At 61.8% G+C, this 16,774-nt stretch carries 13 protein-coding genes; 1 reads left to right on the forward strand and 12 read right to left on the reverse strand.

Features of this window, described 5'->3' with window-relative positions:
* Positions 1–135: 135 nt before the first annotated feature.
* From FJV77_RS33170 to FJV77_RS30235, 12 genes are all read right to left on the reverse strand, one after another.
* Positions 136–237: a hypothetical protein gene (locus tag FJV77_RS33170; protein ID WP_348643850.1), complete on the reverse strand. Its 102-nt coding sequence runs from the start codon at positions 235–237 to the stop codon at positions 136–138.
* Positions 238–477: 240 nt separating this feature from the next.
* Entirely contained in the window at positions 478–5,169 is a 4,692-nt protein-coding gene (locus FJV77_RS30190; RefSeq protein ID WP_142870022.1) for an alpha/beta fold hydrolase, read from the reverse strand.
* Positions 5,170–5,565: 396 nt separating this feature from the next.
* Positions 5,566–6,012, reverse strand: a complete 447-nt coding sequence (locus FJV77_RS30195; RefSeq protein WP_142870023.1) for a MaoC family dehydratase — start codon at positions 6,010–6,012, stop codon at positions 5,566–5,568.
* 23 nt (positions 6,013–6,035) lie between these two features.
* Positions 6,036–7,247 (reverse strand): NAD(P)/FAD-dependent oxidoreductase, encoded by a 1,212-nt coding sequence (locus FJV77_RS30200; RefSeq protein ID WP_142870024.1) that lies wholly within the window; start codon positions 7,245–7,247, stop codon positions 6,036–6,038.
* A 10-nt stretch (positions 7,248–7,257) separates the two neighbouring features.
* Positions 7,258–8,559: an NAD(P)/FAD-dependent oxidoreductase gene (locus FJV77_RS30205; protein WP_210246366.1), complete on the reverse strand. Its 1,302-nt coding sequence runs from the start codon at positions 8,557–8,559 to the stop codon at positions 7,258–7,260.
* Entirely contained in the window at positions 8,556–9,134 is a 579-nt protein-coding gene (locus FJV77_RS30210) for an OsmC family protein (RefSeq protein ID WP_142870025.1), read from the reverse strand. The genes FJV77_RS30205 and FJV77_RS30210 overlap by 4 nt, the downstream gene beginning before the upstream one ends.
* Before the next feature lie 306 nt (positions 9,135–9,440).
* Entirely contained in the window at positions 9,441–9,689 is a 249-nt protein-coding gene (locus tag FJV77_RS30215; protein WP_185970478.1) for a DUF1127 domain-containing protein, read from the reverse strand.
* 238 nt (positions 9,690–9,927) lie between these two features.
* Positions 9,928–10,353, reverse strand: a complete 426-nt coding sequence (locus FJV77_RS30220) for a globin family protein (RefSeq protein WP_142870027.1) — start codon at positions 10,351–10,353, stop codon at positions 9,928–9,930.
* Positions 10,354–10,977: 624 nt separating this feature from the next.
* Positions 10,978–11,460, reverse strand: a complete 483-nt coding sequence (locus FJV77_RS30225; protein ID WP_246691429.1) for a GNAT family N-acetyltransferase — start codon at positions 11,458–11,460, stop codon at positions 10,978–10,980.
* A gap of 183 nt (positions 11,461–11,643) precedes the next feature.
* Positions 11,644–12,879, reverse strand: coding sequence for a tetratricopeptide repeat protein (locus FJV77_RS30230; protein ID WP_246691430.1), 1,236 nt, complete (start codon positions 12,877–12,879; stop codon positions 11,644–11,646).
* Positions 12,880–12,903: 24 nt separating this feature from the next.
* Complete coding sequence (locus FJV77_RS33175) at positions 12,904–13,380, reverse strand: adenylate/guanylate cyclase domain-containing protein (protein WP_246691431.1); 477 nt, start codon at positions 13,378–13,380, stop codon at positions 12,904–12,906.
* A 365-nt stretch (positions 13,381–13,745) separates the two neighbouring features.
* Positions 13,746–14,801: a helix-turn-helix domain-containing protein gene (locus tag FJV77_RS30235; RefSeq protein ID WP_142870029.1), complete on the reverse strand. Its 1,056-nt coding sequence runs from the start codon at positions 14,799–14,801 to the stop codon at positions 13,746–13,748.
* 85 nt (positions 14,802–14,886) lie between these two features.
* On the opposite strand from FJV77_RS30235, the gene FJV77_RS30240 reads away from it, so the two are divergent.
* Complete coding sequence (locus FJV77_RS30240; protein ID WP_142870030.1) at positions 14,887–16,302, forward strand: FAD-binding oxidoreductase; 1,416 nt, start codon at positions 14,887–14,889, stop codon at positions 16,300–16,302.
* The last annotated feature ends 472 nt before the right edge of the window (positions 16,303–16,774 follow it).

The following is a 16,774-nucleotide window of genomic DNA, read 5'->3' on the forward strand; positions in this document are numbered from 1 at the left end:
AGAAGCTCGCTCTGCGCCAAGCCGCATGACCAGCGACATGGCCGCCCCTTTTTGCAGAACTTGACGCACACAACCCGTACGGACTGCGCGAGGTGCTGCCTGCAACTCGGTCGCACTCCATACCCCGAGGTCAAACTAAGAAATGGACACTATCTCAAGTTGGCGGTGCCCTAACTGGACAATCTCGCCAACTCCTGTGCCAATCAGCGCGATGGCAATCGGTGAACCATGCGATATGGAAGCTTGAGACGGGTTGGCCTCTCCTCGCCCACGATGCGGAAGGTTCGTGTGCGGCCATCAACGGCGCCGAAGGGCATGAAGCGGCCGGCTACGGTTTGGGTCAAGCCGGGCCTGATCGGTCGTGTGAAGCATCTGCGCGGCGAGGAAGACTTGCGCCATTGCTTCGCTGCAGGACTTCAGGGAAGAATGAGCAAGCGCGGGAGTGATTTTCTCTACCATTGGATATAGCCACGCTCGCTAGAACAACTCACGCGCCGCGTGCGCATCCGGGCTATCGTCGAGCTTGCCGACCAGCTCGCCGTGAGGCGCGATAAGTTCACGCGCTTTCTCGACATCTCCACGGCTTCGAAGACAGCGAGCGAGTTCCACAGCGATACGCAGTTGGCCAATCGCGGAACGCTGCAAGGTAGCGACGTTCGCAGCTTCGTGGAGCATCTTCTCGATCTCGTCAGGGCCGCCACCGCTCCTTTCGCGGATACAGGCTTCGATCCTAAGTACTTCGGCGAGCTGGAAATAGGTTCCGTTGTAGCGGCCGAGTTCGAGGGCAGCTTCAACCGACTTGCGAGCGCTGTCCAGCCTGCCGCTGTCGCCCAGCGCTTCGGCGTAAAGGCCTATCAGATAGGGCAGCCCCATTTCAGCGCCGGTCCGGCGAATGGCAGATATAGCTTCCTCCATGCCGCGCAGGCCAGCCTCCCGTTCCCCGAGCCGGAATTGCCCCCATCCAACCTGGAACGCGGCTTGGCCGATAAGGAGCGGCAACTGGAACTTCTCTGCTATCTGCAGCTCGCTTTCCGCCGCCCGAAGCGCGGCCGCAGGCTCACCCGCGAACATATGGAGGTAGCTGGTCCCCCAATACGCAAGTGCCATGCTCAGCGGATGCTCGAAACGTCCGGCGAGTCCGATTGCGTCTTCGCATCTTAGCCTTGCCTTATCCGGCTCGCCGGCCAGCCAGGCTGACAATCCCGCGAAGCAGCGGCAGCAGACGCCCGGGTCATGACCGGAGTATTTGTACGTCAGATAATGATCGCGGTCGGGGTCGTAGAGGCCGATGGCGCGTTCCGCATGGCCATGGGCCGCCGCCGTCTCCCCAAGGAAGAAATTGTTGGTCCAGAACATGTGCTCGGTTTCGATCGCGAGACCGGGATCGCTGTCGTCCTTAACCATGCCAGCCCATCGGCAGGCGAGTTCCTGCGCCGCTGCCGGCTTACCGCTAAGCATGTAGTATTGGGCTCTCCCGCGCAGCGCGGTGAACAGACGCGCCTGGTCGCCGATCTTGCCGCAAAGTTCCTCGGCACGCTCGAATGCGGCGAGCACTTCGGTCGCACCCCAACCACGGGCCGCCATGAGGGCCACGCCCCTCGCGAGCTGGAACTCGATCTCTTGCTCATCGGCGTCGGCGACATCGTTGCTCCTCAGCAGCCTGACCCCAAGGTCCAGCTGCTCAAGTGCACTGACGTGCGCCGACCGCCTGATCGCCTTGCGAGCCGAGATCAGAAGATAGCCGACGGCTTCGTCCCAGAGTTGAGCCTGTTGCGCGTGTCTGGCCAGGCGTTCGCTGTGCTCCTCAAGCCGGTCCGCGTAATGGGCCTTCAGTTCGGCAAGCGCAGTTCTGTGGAGCTCGATGAGCGCCGACGATACGATACGTCCTGACACAGCAGTTCGGATGAGGACGTGCTTGAAGCGGACGAAAGCCTCGGGAAAAACCTGAAGCTCCACCAGGAGATCGGCCTTCTTCAAATTCTGGAGGGCGGCATCGAAGCGCAGGCTCGACAGCGCCGCCATCCTTCGTAGCAAGGGCACCGGAATCTCTCCGCCGAAGATCGAGGCGACCTCGGCCACCCGCTTCGCGTCCTTGTCGAGACGTTCGAAGCGAGCGTCGACGATCGTCTGGATACTCGCCGAAACGACGATCTCGTCGACCTCGCCAGAAGGCCGGTAGCGGCCCGGCTCCCCTTCCAGCTTGCCGGTCTCGGCGAGGGCGTGGACGGTCTCTTCCAGGAACAATGCATTGCCCTTGCACGCATCCGAGACCGCGCCGCGGAGCCGCTCGAGCTCAGGGTCCCTGCCAACCAGGTAGTCAAGAAATGCTGCTGCTTCGGCCGTATTGAAGGCCGGCAGGCGGATTTCGGAAGGTCCTGCAGCGGCGAAGGCACCGCGATCGTATTCGGGCCGACAGGTCAGGATAAGCAGGCAGCGGACAGTGGGCAGTGCCTGCGCCAGCCGCACCAGGACCCCCTCACTCTCGGCGTCTATCCAATGAAGGTCCTCGACCAGGAGAACGACGGGCTTCCTGCGGCCAAGGAAGAGCAGAAGCCCAACCGCTGCTTCCTGCATGCGCCGGGATCGCTCCTGGCCAGAAATGATAGCCCAGTTCGGATCCTGAACGGGCAGCTCCATGACTGCCATGATCGGATCGAGGAGCCGCTCATCGAAGCCTTGCGCGCTTTGCGCGGCCAGTATCTTTTCGATTGCGATCGGCGGCGCTTCGGTGTCGCCCACGCCGAACAGGGTTTGCAGCAGCTTCCGAATTACGACGAAGCCGCTGCGCAGGTCCGTTTCGAGTGCGCCGACCTCCAGATTCTCAGCGTCATCGTGAGGGATGGCGCCAACGAATTCATGCGTGACACGCGACTTGCCGTGACCGGGATCGCCGACCACGAAAACCGTCTGACCTTCGCCGTCGAATACGTCATGCCAGGCCTTGTTCAGAATCTGCAGCTGCATCTCGCGGCCGACGAAAGGCGACAGCTGCGTTTCGGCGCGCAACTGCCAGCGCGAGCGGCCCCGCCTGATCTCGCTCACTTCAAAGAGCCGCTGGTTCTTCGGGTATTCCGACAGAAGTGGCGCTGCCAGCGCTTCCATGCTGACGAAGCCGCCAGCCGATGCCCGGGTCCTGGCGGTTGCCACCACGAGATCGCGCCCCAACGCCTGGCTCAGCGTATGGGCCACGGACACCGGCCCGCCGCGCACCTCCAAAGCCCGGTCACGTGCCGGGCCGACGATCACGATGCCTGTGTCCAGGGCAGCACGAACGCCGGTCATCCAATCGCCGTGGCGCAGCGCGAGCTCGCGCAACGCGAGTGCGGTCCGGCAGGCAAGCGCTGCATGTCCTTCGAGCGGCTCGGGCGCGCCGAACGACGCGACCAGCTCGTTCTCAGAAATCGCCAGAACCGTTCCTCCGTTGTCGCGCACGAGTGCGGTGGCCTGCGTGAGGAAAGGATCGACCCGCTCCAGCGCGAGGTCGGGAGGCAGGCTCTCCATCACCGGTTCGGCGTATTGGAAATCGGCGCACAGGATCGTTGCCTGTCGCCGGGTCCTCGGGTCGACCGCAACGACCGTTTGCGCCTGAAGCACTTCGTTTGCAAATGCCGACGCCTCAACGACAAAGGTGCGGAACGCGGGTTCCTCGGCAAGCAGGATATGATTGGCGCTGTCCAGTTCGACGAACCGGGCGCCGGGGATCGTTCTGGCGAGCTCCAGGCCTTCTGAGAGGGGCGCGACCCGGTCGCCGTTGGCATGCATGACAAGCGCTGGCACTTGCAGCCGCTCAAGCGATCGCGATATGTCAACGTCGGCAAAGGCAAAGCTCAACCGCAACGCATTTTCGGGCGTGAGTGTCCGGCGCTGCAACTCGTTGAACCAATCCATCTGCACGCGATTGGCGCCCGGTACGAACAGGTTGGTGAACATTTGGCGGAACAGCGGGTCGTCCTGACCCCAACCCTTGCGCATCAACTCGGCGATCGCTTCGCGCCTGACTATCTCCGCTCCATTCCCACGCGCTCGCCATCCACGAACATATCCCCCCCAAATCAAGAGGCCCGCGACCTTCTCGGGATGGCGAATGGCGTATTCGACCGAGAAAGCACAGCCTTGCGATATTCCAAGGAGGACGAAACGGTCGAGGCCCACAGCCTCTACGACGCATTCGAGATCGTCGACGAAGGTATCGAAAGAAACATCCTCGCAAACTGTGTCGGAAAGGCCGTTCAGGCGCCCGTCATAGCGCACGAGCGTGAAGCCGCTGGACAGGGCATCGATCCAATGTCCCCAAACCGGGCTCTCCCAATCGAAATCCAGATGGGACATCCAGTGGGAGGCGCGCACGATTGGCGGCCCGGACCCACTGATGGCATAGGCGATCCGGGTCCCATCACGGGAGTTGACGTAGCGTATCTGCTGCTTGTCTGACGAAACCTTCGTCGAAGGCGACAGTGTGAGATCGCGCGCAGGCTCCGGCACCAGAGGTTCCTTTGACGGCCGGCTGCCAGGTCCGGTGGTCGTGCCAGTTGCGATCGGGCGAGCGGTGACGGCAATACGGGCCTGCTCGTTAATGCGGGCGATCTCGTCTGCTAGATCATCGTCCGGAAGAAGTGACTGCAACGTGTGCAGGTGGGGAAGCGCCCGCTCAGGCTCGTCGCCAAGGCGATCGATCAGGGCGCGTAGCGCCTTCAGGCGCAGAATCTCGGTCTCGTTCGAGCAGTACACACGCCAGGCTTCGAACGCCTGGCAGCGAGGCAGATTGAGATCCGACAAGAACGTTCCGGCGAAAGCCGCGACGATTGCTTCCAGACGCTCGGTGGGCAGCGAACCAACCGCATCGGCCGACAGGCCCCTGATCAGATCGTAATCGAGCCAGATTGATCCCGGCTTCAGTTGGACCACGTTGCGATCGGCCGCAAGCCGGGTCTCGCCGTCGGCGTTTAGGATCTGGCGCAGCTTCGAAAGGCTCCAACGCAGCGCGCCCCGAGGATCATCAGGGACGTCCCAGAACATCTCGCAAAGCCACTCGCGGCGCTGCTGCTTTTGCTGCACGGCCAGATAGGCGAGTAACGCCCGCGTCTTGCGCGATTGCGTCAGGGCCACAGGCTCGCCGTCACGGCGAACCGTGAGGTCGCCAAAGACCCTTACTTCGAAAGCCGAGCTCAATCCGGTTATCCTAACCGTATGGTCCGCCTTACATTAGCGACGAAGCATTTGGGTTCGCAACACCCAAACCGATGGCGGGCGTGTCTTCACGCCCGCCATCGCATTCGACCCGGACTCCGTCACCGGATCTCAGCCCTGCGAGCGATCTCGCAAAGGCGTCTGAAGTTAACCACCCGGTCGAGGTGCTCCCGGACTGCCTCGAGCGGCGGACCCTTGCGGATGTCCTTCCACAGCGTGGATGGTGGGGTTGCATAGATACCGAATGAGATGTTCATAAATTGGCTCCTTGGTTTGCAGCGGACCATTCCGCTAAGTTCCTCGAACATGCGGTCCGCCCGTTGGAGACAGCGTGTGGGAGAGCATGGAAATGCGAAGCCGCCCGGCAGCCTATGGCGGCTAATTGAGCGGCACAGTGTAGGTCGTTGCCGTGCCGGACAGGCAAATCTCGCCTGCCGAGTTTGCGACGGTGGTTGACAGCGTGCAGATCGGCTTGTCTTCCCGCACGCTAAGCACCTGCGCGCGTGCGACGATCTCCTCGCCGATACCGACGGCCTTGAGGAACTTCCACTCGACGCCAAGAAAGACGCTGCCGGGTCCCGGTAAGTCCTCGGCGACCAGAGCATTGAGAAGACCGGAAGTGACACCGCCCTGAACTATGAGACGGCCGAATACGGTGCGGGCGGATAGGACATCATCGTAGTGGAGTGGGTTTCTGTCGCCGGTCATGTCGCTGAACGCAATGATGTCGCTAGCCCGAGTGACGCGCCTTCGCTCTGCACTGGCCCCGACTTCCGGTTGTCCGAACCGGACTCCGGACCATCCGGATGGTTTGATTGTTTGCATTGCCTTGCTCCTTGGTTTGCGTGTCAGATTGCCTCTGCCTGCGAGGCCCGTAGTCCTTGCGGGAGAGGCGGGACCTCGCGATCGCGCGCCGCCCGGGCCAAGAGCACAGCGACCTCGGATTTCATCGCCTCGCTGAAGCGCCTGTGGCGTTCAGGTAGCTCTTCGAGGGACCAGTCGAAGGCACCGATGGCGTCCGTGGTCTCAAGGATGGGCAGTGCGAGGCTGTCGCGTATTTCCTGGAACTCCCACAATGCGGACTCGCGATTTGAAAGGATTGCAGTCGCGGCCCCTTCGGCATCACGCAGGGCGTCGGACATACCATGCGAGGTCAGCGGATCGCGGAAGAAGCCGGCATCGCCGACCAGCATCCAGCCAGGGCCGTATGCCTGCCGCAATCGGCCTGGTGTGCCGCGGAAGGCCTTCAGACGTTTGCCACCATTGCCGAGGACCGGCGATCCCAAGCCGGGTGCCAGCGCTGCCAGGGCAAGCTGTGCGGCGGAAAGATCGAAACGGAACTCCGCGTCAAACCGCTCGGTCGGAACGGATGCGACGATACAGGCAAGCCCGTCATTCGTCGGGATCACGCCGCCGGATAGGTTCCGGCCGAAATACCAGTGGTATCCCGAGAACGCCGGCGCGGGGGCGTAGGCGAAGACATGTGCCACCGAGCACCGCCCCTGCACCAGCGTCCGTGCCTCGACCTTGCGAGCGATAAACGAGCCGAGCCCGTCTGCTCCAACCACGATATCGGCCCTTATCTCGCGAGTTTGGCCGGCGGCATCCCTGAACGTGACGCCGCGTACACGGCCATGTGAGTCGAACACGAGATCATGGACCGCAGTGTCATGCAGAACCGTCGCGCCCGCCGCGCGTGCCGCGTCGATCAGCATGCGGTCAAGTACCGTGCGGCGTGGAGCGATCAGGCCCGGCATATTTGGCTCGGCCCGTATGGGCACCGTGACCTCCTGCTCGCCATAGTGAAAAGTGGTAGACCCGATCACTGGCGCGCCGCTTTCAATCAACGGTTGGAGCAGGCCCCAGCGCGAGAGCTGGATGACGGCTGGTCGCATCAGTGCGTGTGTAGACAGCGTGTCAGATCCATAGGACTGGCGGTCGACTGCCAGCACCCGCAATCCTGCCCGGGAGAGCAGCATTGCCGTCGAGGCTCCGGCGCAGCGCGCGCCGACGATGATAGCGTCGTAGTGAGAATGTGCGGGGACGACGTTGGAAAGCATCGGTATGTCCTTATGCTGCCTTGAGGCCGCTCTGACCGAGATAGTGTGAGACATGGTCGGCGATCGCTTGCGCGTCCGGCCCAACGCCTCCAATGAAATTGGAATCGCGCTTGCGCAGAAAGCGGAAGCCAAGCGCGTAAAGGCCGGCGATGATTGTTATCCCGTCCTTGTGGGCCAGTTCGCCATCGGCGGTGAAGGCCGGCAGTTTCAGCCATGGAAACGAGCGGCTGTAGCCGGTCGCCCATATAATGGTGCCGATGATGCCGTCCGCGAACGACAAGCGCTTGAGGCAGCTCGTCGGCACCTCGATCGGGGCGGGGGCGCAGGCCATGGATTTGTGACCCGCGAACTGGTCGACCTGGCGAAGGAGCCGCTCCTGCTTGGCGTCCGCCGCCGTGACGCTATCTTTGAGATCATCGGCAAAGCCAATTGTCCCGTTCGAGATGCCATTCAACCGCCCGGTGAGTTCGACTCCGATGCCCTGAAGGGTCGCCAGATCGACATTGGAGCGATCCGCCCGACCGGCAAGTTGAAGTGAAGGCTGTCGTCTGGCGCTGTCGGGATCCGTCAAATCGTCCAGCCGCTGGGACATGAATCCCATATGGTAAAGCCACCAGAAGATATCCTTGTCTCGCCAGATGCGCGGCAAACGCGTGTGCTTCCCTACGGACAGGATTACGCGTCTGCCACTGCGTCGTAGCTCGTCGGCTATCTGGACGCCCGACGACGATGCGCCGACAACCAGCACGCCGCCCGACGCAAGCTGGTTGGGACTTTGGTACTGCGAAGCATGGATGCTGACCGGTTGGTCCGCGCCGGTATGCGGCGGGAAGGGCATGCTTGGCACGTCACAATGGCCGGTGGCCACAACGACGACTTTCGCCGACCAGTCGCCTGCGGTCGTCCGCAGCCTAAAGCCTTGCCCATCCTGTTCGCACGACAAGACATCGACGTGCGGGCGCACCGGCGCTTGCGATTGATGGGCATAGCCAACCAGGGTTTCCACAAACGCGTCGCGGCTCATGTAGCCGTCGGGTTCGGAGCCACAATAGGGGGAGCCTGGCAGCGCGTTCAGCCAATTGGGCGTCAAAAGGCGGAGCGAACGCCATGTCGAGGACCGCCACCGTTCGCCAATGCGCCCGCGCTCCAGAACGACATGCGAGATCCCGCGTTTTCGAAGGCAATGGCTCAAGGCGATGCCCGCCTGGCCAGCGCCGACGATGACAACGTCAGCCTGTTCCATATTGTTTCCATCAGTTTTGGAGGACGACGGTTCAGACACCCGTCCGAACCGTCTTTCCGGGTGGATCACTGGATGGTTTTGACACCGACCGAAACGGAAACACCGTTCGTCAGCACGTCGAAGACCGCGGACCGTGCCCGTGCCTGCTCGACCAGTTGCTGGAGTTTCTCGGACGGCGCATCGCCCTCGATTTCGAACGCCACCGTGATGTTCTGAAAACCGTTTCGGACCTCGTCGGAAATCCCGAGGATACCGCGCAGATCGATGTCGCCATCGACCGAGCAGCGCACCTTGGTCAGCTTGATGCCGCGCGCCGCGGCGATGTTGGCGACGCCCGACATCAGGCAGCTCGCCAGCGCATGCAGCAGCCATTCGACCGGGGTGGGGCCCTGATCGGCGCCACACAGCACGGCCGGGTGGTCGCTGTCGGCGTAATAGGCTTTGGCATGCTTCTGTTCCTGGCCTGCGCCGTGGAAGCCGAGCATGACGCTCTTGCTGTGAGTGCCTTCGACCCACTCGTTGTGGGCGCGGAACTGGAATTTGGCCAGTTCCGGCTGGCCGGCGACAAAGTTGATCGTTGCAAGAAGGTTCGGCGTGTCGACGCCGTTCAATGGTGGTCTTGAGACTTTGGTTGTGTGTTGCATCGTCTTCTCTCCAAGTGAATAGTGCGGCGAGTTTGCCGGACCGCTCCCTTATGATGATGCAGCGTTTGAACGAGTGTGGTTGCGTTCGTGGAATTTGCTTTGATCCATCCGTTCCCACGCGGCGAAACGGACTTTGTGCGAGAAGTGCAGGCCTTGTTCAAAACACAAAAAATCCCCGGCGATGGATCGCCAGGGATTGCGGGGTTGAGTAATTCTTGTGTTGAAGGCCTGGCTCGACTTCGGGACAACCTCTCGCGCCCGTTGGGCCGAGCCTGTTCAGCAGGCCCGGGTCAATGCAGATCGGCATCATTTCGCGTTCAAGCGACCGCTTTGAGCGCTGTTAGCAATTGTAAATCGCATGGACGTGACGTGATTGATCTCAGAGCGGCGGATGCCGATGTCCTTGAGCAGGTAGTCGGGCATCTCATGGAGCGCGGCTCGCTGGCTGCGCACCTTTAGTGCAAGAAAGGCCAGGCGGATCGCGGATTTGGCGAAGCCGATAGCGCCGAGCCTGTCTCTCGAGGCGGAATAGTTTGCGTGATCGATAGTGGTCATTTTTGTCTCCATCCTGGCGACGCGACCATTCGCGCCGTCGATGGGAGGAGATTGCGATAAGACCAGGGGAGTGAGCGTTTGAGCCTCCGTCGAATTATGGTCGAATTCGAGGGAATGGGTCCGTTAAACTGCCTACGCTACCTAGGGAATTGACAGCCACCGTCGACCCCGGCCGCTGGGCTATGCCACCGGCGCGTCAGGTTTCAAAGCGCGAATATATGTCCCGGCATCGGATGCCTCACGCTGCGAGCTGATCCTCTCGGGCAGCGGCGATCATCACACTTGCCAGCAACGCATAGGCTGCCTCCCAGGCCTCCCGGACCGCCGGTGTGAAGGCTGCGCCGCGGCCGGCCGCCAACGTGTCGATGAGCGCTTGCCCGAGAATCGGGTAATGATGCTCCTTGACGCCGTAGGTGACGTGACGCTTGGCGAGTTCGCGCACTGTTGGGAGGATGGTGTTGGCATGGTTCAGTCCGTGCACGACGAACCCCAGGCTCGCCATCAGCTTTGCACCTTGCCTAGGCATGTCGCTCGCCAGAAACAGGCCGCGAAGGTCCGAGTCGATCCCGAACAGGCGCTCATAGAACAGAGCGGCGGCGGCCACGCGTATCGGGAGGACCTCGTGGAAACTATCCTGGACAAGTCGAATCTGGTCGGGTGTCATCGGCTACGCTCCGGGGTTTCTGGTGAGGCTCGACCATCCCCCCAAAACGTTTCGCGTGCATGTCGCGCGGCGCGTCGATGTGTTTCAGTTGTGTCTCAATTGCGGTTCAGTTTGCGCTCAGTTGTTTTCGGCTTCCTTCTGTGTCCTGACGGCGCCTGGAAACCCTCGATGTGACCAAGCAGCTAGGAGACATTCCCGAATGGCCCTCTGATCACTGACCACACGCATTTTCATCGTCCAGTAGTTGATGGCCAAAGCTCGTTGCGTCGCTGAATTTGCCGCAACTGGACCAATGCCCGCACCAGGTCAGTTCACGTCGATTCACGCGGGGCGCCTCAACGTCCGCTTCTGACCTTCCGATTCTTCAAACCGTCAGTCAGCTTTCGGCCTAATGCTGCCGGGCTGCAATGCGCATCAAAGCTGACGGTCGCAGGCGACCACTCTCAGGTCGCGGTTGCGCCATCTCCGGAGACTCGCGAACACCGCCACGAAGGTCCGACTCGACCGGGAGCAGAAGTTCAGGCGAACTTTGGAACACTGCGGTCGCTCAGATGGCTGGTCCCATCTCCAGCGTCCTCCCGTCGTGTATGCGAGCGCCCGCCAGCAGCGGCGATTGCCCCTAGCTCAGAGCGTCTTACTCATCATCAGGATCGGCACCGGAGCGCCGCCACGGTCGTCGAAGAATGTCTCGGCGGGGCGATAGCCGCAGGCTCGATACAGTGGCTCACCTGCCACGGTGGCTGCCAACTCGACACGAGCAAAGCCCTCGGCCTTGGCTGCGTTTTCACAAAGGGAAAGGATCAGTCGACCAACGCCGCATCGGACAAAGTCCGGATGCGTATACATGGCTCTGACACGCGCCGCGTCCTTGGTGGGGTCAAGCAGTGCCGCGTTGCGCCCAGGCGACTGATCACCACCATACATGGTCGCGCGCCGGCTCCAGCCTCCGCAACCTGCCAGGACACCATCGTGCTCCACGACGAAATAGGTGCCATCATCGACAAGCTGCGTGTCCAGCCCCATGATTGCGCGGCTGGATCGGATCTGATCATCGTTGAGAAACGGTTTCTGGAGTTCGGAGATCGCCGCATCCATGAGTGCAATCATGGTGGCGAGGTCCTCGCGTCGTGCTATCCGGTGCCGAAAGTCTCCACTGGCCATGTCAAGCACACAGCGATCGGAACAAACGCATGATATGGCCAATTTCGTTCCAGCAGAAGACCAATGTTTGCTGCTGCGGCAGCCTTGAGGCGCCTGTCGACAGCAGGCCGGAGGAATAGCCAACGCGAGTCATTCTGGAAGCCCCGCCAGGCGGTAGCCCTCCACGACATGCCGCCGCACGTCTTCGGCCGGGAAAGGCTGCGAAGCCGACCAATGCCGGATTGTGAAGTGCGGATTGCTTATCATGAACATTTTTGCTTCCCAGCGCGCTTCCTCCAATCGGCCAAGTTGCGCAAGGCTTGCCGCAAGCAGGCGTCGTGAAGTCGCGCGATAAGTTTCAGGCCTGCGCAGCGTTTGAACCGCGGATTCGTAGTCGCCGATGGCATATTGGGCCTGGCCAAGCATCCAGTAATACCAACCGGGCGGGTGAGGGTTGAGCCGGAGTGCCCTGCGCACCTGCTCTATGGCCTCGGCAGGCCGGCCCTTTTCTGTCGTCAGTTCAGCCTGCATCGCCCAAGCGTCGGCGTGATTGGGATCCAGCTTGTGGGCAGCGTCGAATTCGGCATCCGATTCCGCCCAGCGACCCTCATGGCCCAGTATGACGCCCAATACCCATCGGTTCCCGGCGTCGTTTGGGTCGAGTTCGACCGCCTGCTGTGCTTCTGCAAGTGCCCTCGCCCGGTTGGGATTCATCGGTTCGTCCCAAAACTCCCAGCCCAGCCAGAGGTTGAGTGCCAGCCACCGGTGCGCCTCCGCATATTCCGGATCGAGCGCGATTGCCCGGATCAGCAGGAAAATGGCTTCTTTCGCGGTGAGCGCCGTTTGCAGGCCCAGGGCACGCGCACGCACACAAAGATCATAGGCCTCTAAATTGCTCGGTCTGTAGCGCACTGGCGCGGCGATCAGGCGGCCCACCAGGGCCTCAACAATCTTGCCGGTCACCTCGTCCTGAACGGCGAATATGTCTTCAAGGCTCCGGTCGAATCTTTCGGCCCAAAGGTGGTCGCCCGCGATCGCGTCGATCAGTTGAGCGTTGATACGCACCCGCCCGGCTGCCCGCCGTGCACTACCTTCAAGGAGATGGCGCACTCCCAGTTCGCGCGCGATGCGACGCACATCCACGTGCCTTCCCTTGTATGCAAATGCCGAGTTGCTGGCGATGACGAACAGCTCGCTCGTCCTCGAGAGGTCCGTGATCAGGTCCTCGGTGAGGCCGTCGACAAAAGCCTCCTGCTCCGGATCGTTGCTCATGTTCGTAAAGGGAAGGACGGCGATGGAGGGCTTGGCGGGAAGCGGGAGCGGCGCTTTCTCCGCCGGCCCGCCATCTTCCGACGCGGCCGACAACCGAATCCGGTAGACGGACACCGGTTCGGCGACGTTCTTTATCGCTTACGGACCAAGTTCGTCGAAGCCGCAATCAAGCTTCCGCTTGACTTGTTCATAAACGCTGCCGGAGACACAGATCTCTCCTGCCCCGGCCATTGCCTGAAGCCGCACGGCGACAACGACGCCGTCGCCGAACAGATCGCCGTCCTCGACAACGACATCGCCCAGATTGATGCCGATATGCAGGTTGATTTGCCTGTCGATAGCCAAACCTTCGTTCGCGGCCGCCATCCGCCTCTGGAGTTCGACGGCGCATGACACGGCGTTCACCGCACTTGCGAACTCGACAAGAACGCCATCACCCATCACTTTTACGACACGGCCTTGGCGGTCGCGGACCAGTGGTTCGAGGATCTCCTTCCGCCGTCCCCTTAACGCGGCCAACGTTCCTTGCTCGTCCATGTCCAAAAGTCGACTGTAGCCCACCACGTCGGCAGCCATTATGGCGGCAAGACGGCGCTGGGCGCGTACTTCGGACATTTCGTGTTGCTTTCATTGAAAGCAGAAAATCGAATTGTATGACGCCGATTTCAAAAGTCTATCAGGCTGGACTCAGAAACCGGCTTGCCAAGCATCTAAGTTGGGTGAGCCAATGACCGATTTCCCACCTAATCTGTTCGTTCATCGGCCCCAATGAGAACGTCGCTTTCGGGTTACCTTCAGACTTGGGCCCACCGAGGCTGAACGTCCGTTATTGTTCTTCGGACGCCAAAAAGCCGACAGTCCGCTGTCGGCCCCCAATCTGCCGGTCAGCATTGCGCCCAATGCCGGTCGTTCAGAGATGTTTGCCGACTACCCAGAAGCGGACATTCACCCTGGATTAAACCAACGTCCTGCCTGGCTGATTATCCCGAACGGTCATTTTTGTGCCAACGAGGTTGGACCGCCCGGCGCAGCGACCCGAAGCGCAAGCGGTATTGCATCGGTGTAATACCGACCTTGCGACGGAACAGGCGTCCGAAGAAGCTCGTGTCCTCGTAGCCGACTTCATTGGCGATCGCCTCGACGGCCTCGTCGCTCGTTTCCAGCAGCCACTTGGCTTCTTCGAGCCGCAGCGCGTGAACATAGTCCAATGCCTTCATGCCCGTCGCCTTGGCGAAGCGACGCGCGAAGGAGCGTTCGGGCAGGCCTGACAGGCGCGCCATTACGGCGACGGGCGCCGGCTTGCGGAAATTCGATTCCGCCCATTGCTGACTTTGCTTGATCACTGCGTCGCTGGTCTGCCGCGAGCGCGCCAGAGTCGCGAAAGGCTGCTGGCCGAGGTCGTGCCATTGCAGCATGTAGACCCTGGCCACCTCGATCGCCTCACGAAGACCAACGAAGCGCGCGATCAAATAGAGCGCCAGATCCTGCCAACTCGATCCGCCACCGGCCATGACGATGCGCTGCGCTTCGCCGCTCAGCACCAGCGACCGCTCCATCTTCACCTTTACGCCGGGATAATTGTTCGTCAGCGTGTCGACATAGCCCCAGTGGATAGTCGCCTCGCGGTTCGCGAGGAGCCCGGCTTCGCCCAGCAGAACCGCGCCGGAACAGGCGCTCGCCAGCAGCGCGCCTTCCTCATGCAGGCGCTTCAGCCAGCGCGCTTCAGGTTCATACTGCCCGGCGACGCTCTCGCCCGGATTAACGAAGAAATCGGGAATGCAGACGATATCAGGACGCGGACAGTCGGCGAGCGTGTGGTCGGGATGTACCCAGACGCTGTTCGCCGCGCGAAACCGGCCAGCGTCGCGCGCGACGACGTAGGGACGCATCCGCTGATCCCCAGCCATGCCCTGCGTGATGAAACGAAAGTCCCGTCCCGGCGAGGAAAACAGGTCGACCATCCCGTAGAGTGCCGAAGCCGTGACCTCCGGGACGGCGAGAATCGCCACGTTGGTTGGAGCCACCTGTTCAACCATGGCAGAAATGACCGTTTCCTTACCTTTTCGACTTTAGCGGGCGTCCACGTTCCGCGCTAGTGTCCTGGAAACGGAGGATGATACGATGGACCAGAGGACCACGGCTTCGCTTTCGCCCGCCAGCATCGACGACCTTCGCTCCAGCATGCGCGGCGAGGTGTTGGATCCGGCGAGCGAGGCTTACGATGCCACCCGGGTCGTCTGGAATGGCATGATCGACCGGCGCCCGGCGCTCATCGCCCGCTGCCAAAACGCCGCCGATGTCATCGTCTCGGTGAATTTCGCGCGCGAGCACGGACTCGCCATCGCCATTCGTTCTGGCGGCCACAATGTCGCGGGTTATGCGGTTTGCGACGGCGGATTGATGATCGACATGTCGCTGATGAACGCCGTGCGCGTCGCGCCCGGCCTGGAGCGCGCCATCGTCGGTGGCGGTGCGACCTGGGCGGATGTCGACGCCGCGACGACGCCTTTCGGCCGTGCCACGCCGGGGGGCCTCATTTCCGCAACCGGCGTTGCGGGCCTGACATTGTCCGGCGGCATCGGATGGCTGCGCGGCACTCATGGCCTGTGCGTCGACAATCTCCTCGCGGCCGATGTCGTTGCCGCCGAGGGAAGGCTCATTCGCGCCGACGAGGCGGAGAACCGCGATCTTTTCTGGGCGCTCCGCGGCGGCGGCGGCAATTTCGGTGTTGTGGTGAGCTTCGAGTTCAAGCTGCACCCGATCGAAGCTGAGCTGATGTTCTGCGGCCCCGCCTATCCCGAGGAACGCGCTGAAGAAGTAATCATGCGCTGGCGCGACTTTATGGGAACAGCGCCGGACCGGCTGAGCGGGCTCGCCGAATTCTCGACGCTGCCTGACGACCCCTCTCTCCCCGAGCACGCGCGCGGCCGGCGCGTGGTGTCGCTTGCACATGTGTATGACGGGCCGGCGGACGAAGGCGAACGGATCGTTGCACCGCTCCGCAGTTTTGGTGAACCGCTGGTCGATTTCAGCGGCCGGATGCCCTACCGCACTATTCAGTCACTGTACGACGCGCTGTTTCCGAAGGGGCGCGACCGCAGCTACTGGAAGTCGACCTATCTCTCCCGCCTCGACGACGGCGTCATCGCCGACATCGCGCGGCAGATGGCGAAACGTCCATCCGAGATGACCTTCGCCTCGATCTGGAAATTCGGCGGCCACGTGCAGCGCGTGGCGGAGGACGCGACCGCCTTCGGCGACCGGTCCATGCCCTACATGCTGAGCCTGGACGCGATCTGGTCGAGTGCTTCGGACGACGACGCGAACATCGGCTGGGTGCGCACCTTCTGGCAGCACGTGCAGCGACACTCGACCGGCCGGCTCTATCTCAACTTCCCAGGCCATGGCGAAGGCGCCGACCTCGTCCGCGATGCGTTTGGCGCTGAGGCTTACGGACGTCTTCAACGGGTAAAGCTGCGCTACGACCCCGACAACATCTTCCGCATGAACCAGAACATCGATCCGAGAGCCGCTTAGTGACCTCGCCATCCTCTAGACTAGGAAGGTTGGGGCAGCGTCGGGAGATAGCGGGACGGCTACAATGAAGTTGGCGGGCGAACGTCCGCTTACTAATGATTTCAGCCCGAAAGGTGTCAGTCGGTTCACGGCCCCATTGCCGTCATTTAGCGTGGCGGTTCGAGCTTGCCTGATCGGGGCACCATGCACTGCCATGACAGGACATTTCCTACCCAGGACTCCTAGTTTAGACGGACTGGCCTCGCTCACCCAAAGCAGCGAAGTCTGAACTGATCGCCCGATGAGTGTGGGGAAAGGCGGTAGCGCTCTCCCGCTACCAACCCCCGACGGGCAGACAGTGTTTCCCATTTTCAGGTCGCAGCCGCAGATTACAGCCCGAGCCGAAGGCAGGCCTTCACTGCAACAGGAAAGTCCGCCTACGCTTAAGGCATGCTGCATTCATGGCCTTGCGGAAAGGCGAAGCCGTGAGGCG

Origin of the sequence: Mesorhizobium sp. WSM4306 (assembly GCF_007003975.1) — a bacterium.
In the GTDB taxonomy this organism is placed as follows: domain Bacteria; phylum Pseudomonadota; class Alphaproteobacteria; order Rhizobiales; family Rhizobiaceae; genus Mesorhizobium.

Coding starts and splice junctions, on each gene's coding strand:
- FJV77_RS30195 (WP_142870023.1), bottom strand. CDS start 6,012: ATGCAAACAATCAAACCATCCGGATGGTCCGGAGTCCGGTTCGGACAA.
- FJV77_RS30200 (WP_142870024.1), bottom strand. CDS start 7,247: ATGCTTTCCAACGTCGTCCCCGCACATTCTCACTACGACGCTATCATC.
- FJV77_RS30210 (WP_142870025.1), bottom strand. CDS start 9,134: ATGCAACACACAACCAAAGTCTCAAGACCACCATTGAACGGCGTCGAC.
- FJV77_RS30215 (WP_185970478.1), bottom strand. CDS start 9,689: ATGACCACTATCGATCACGCAAACTATTCCGCCTCGAGAGACAGGCTC.
- FJV77_RS30220 (WP_142870027.1), bottom strand. CDS start 10,353: ATGACACCCGACCAGATTCGACTTGTCCAGGATAGTTTCCACGAGGTC.
- FJV77_RS30225 (WP_246691429.1), bottom strand. CDS start 11,460: ATGATTGCACTCATGGATGCGGCGATCTCCGAACTCCAGAAACCGTTT.
- FJV77_RS33175 (WP_246691431.1), bottom strand. CDS start 13,380: ATGTCCGAAGTACGCGCCCAGCGCCGTCTTGCCGCCATAATGGCTGCC.
- FJV77_RS30235 (WP_142870029.1), bottom strand. CDS start 14,801: ATGGTTGAACAGGTGGCTCCAACCAACGTGGCGATTCTCGCCGTCCCG.
- FJV77_RS30240 (WP_142870030.1), top strand. CDS start 14,887: ATGGACCAGAGGACCACGGCTTCGCTTTCGCCCGCCAGCATCGACGAC.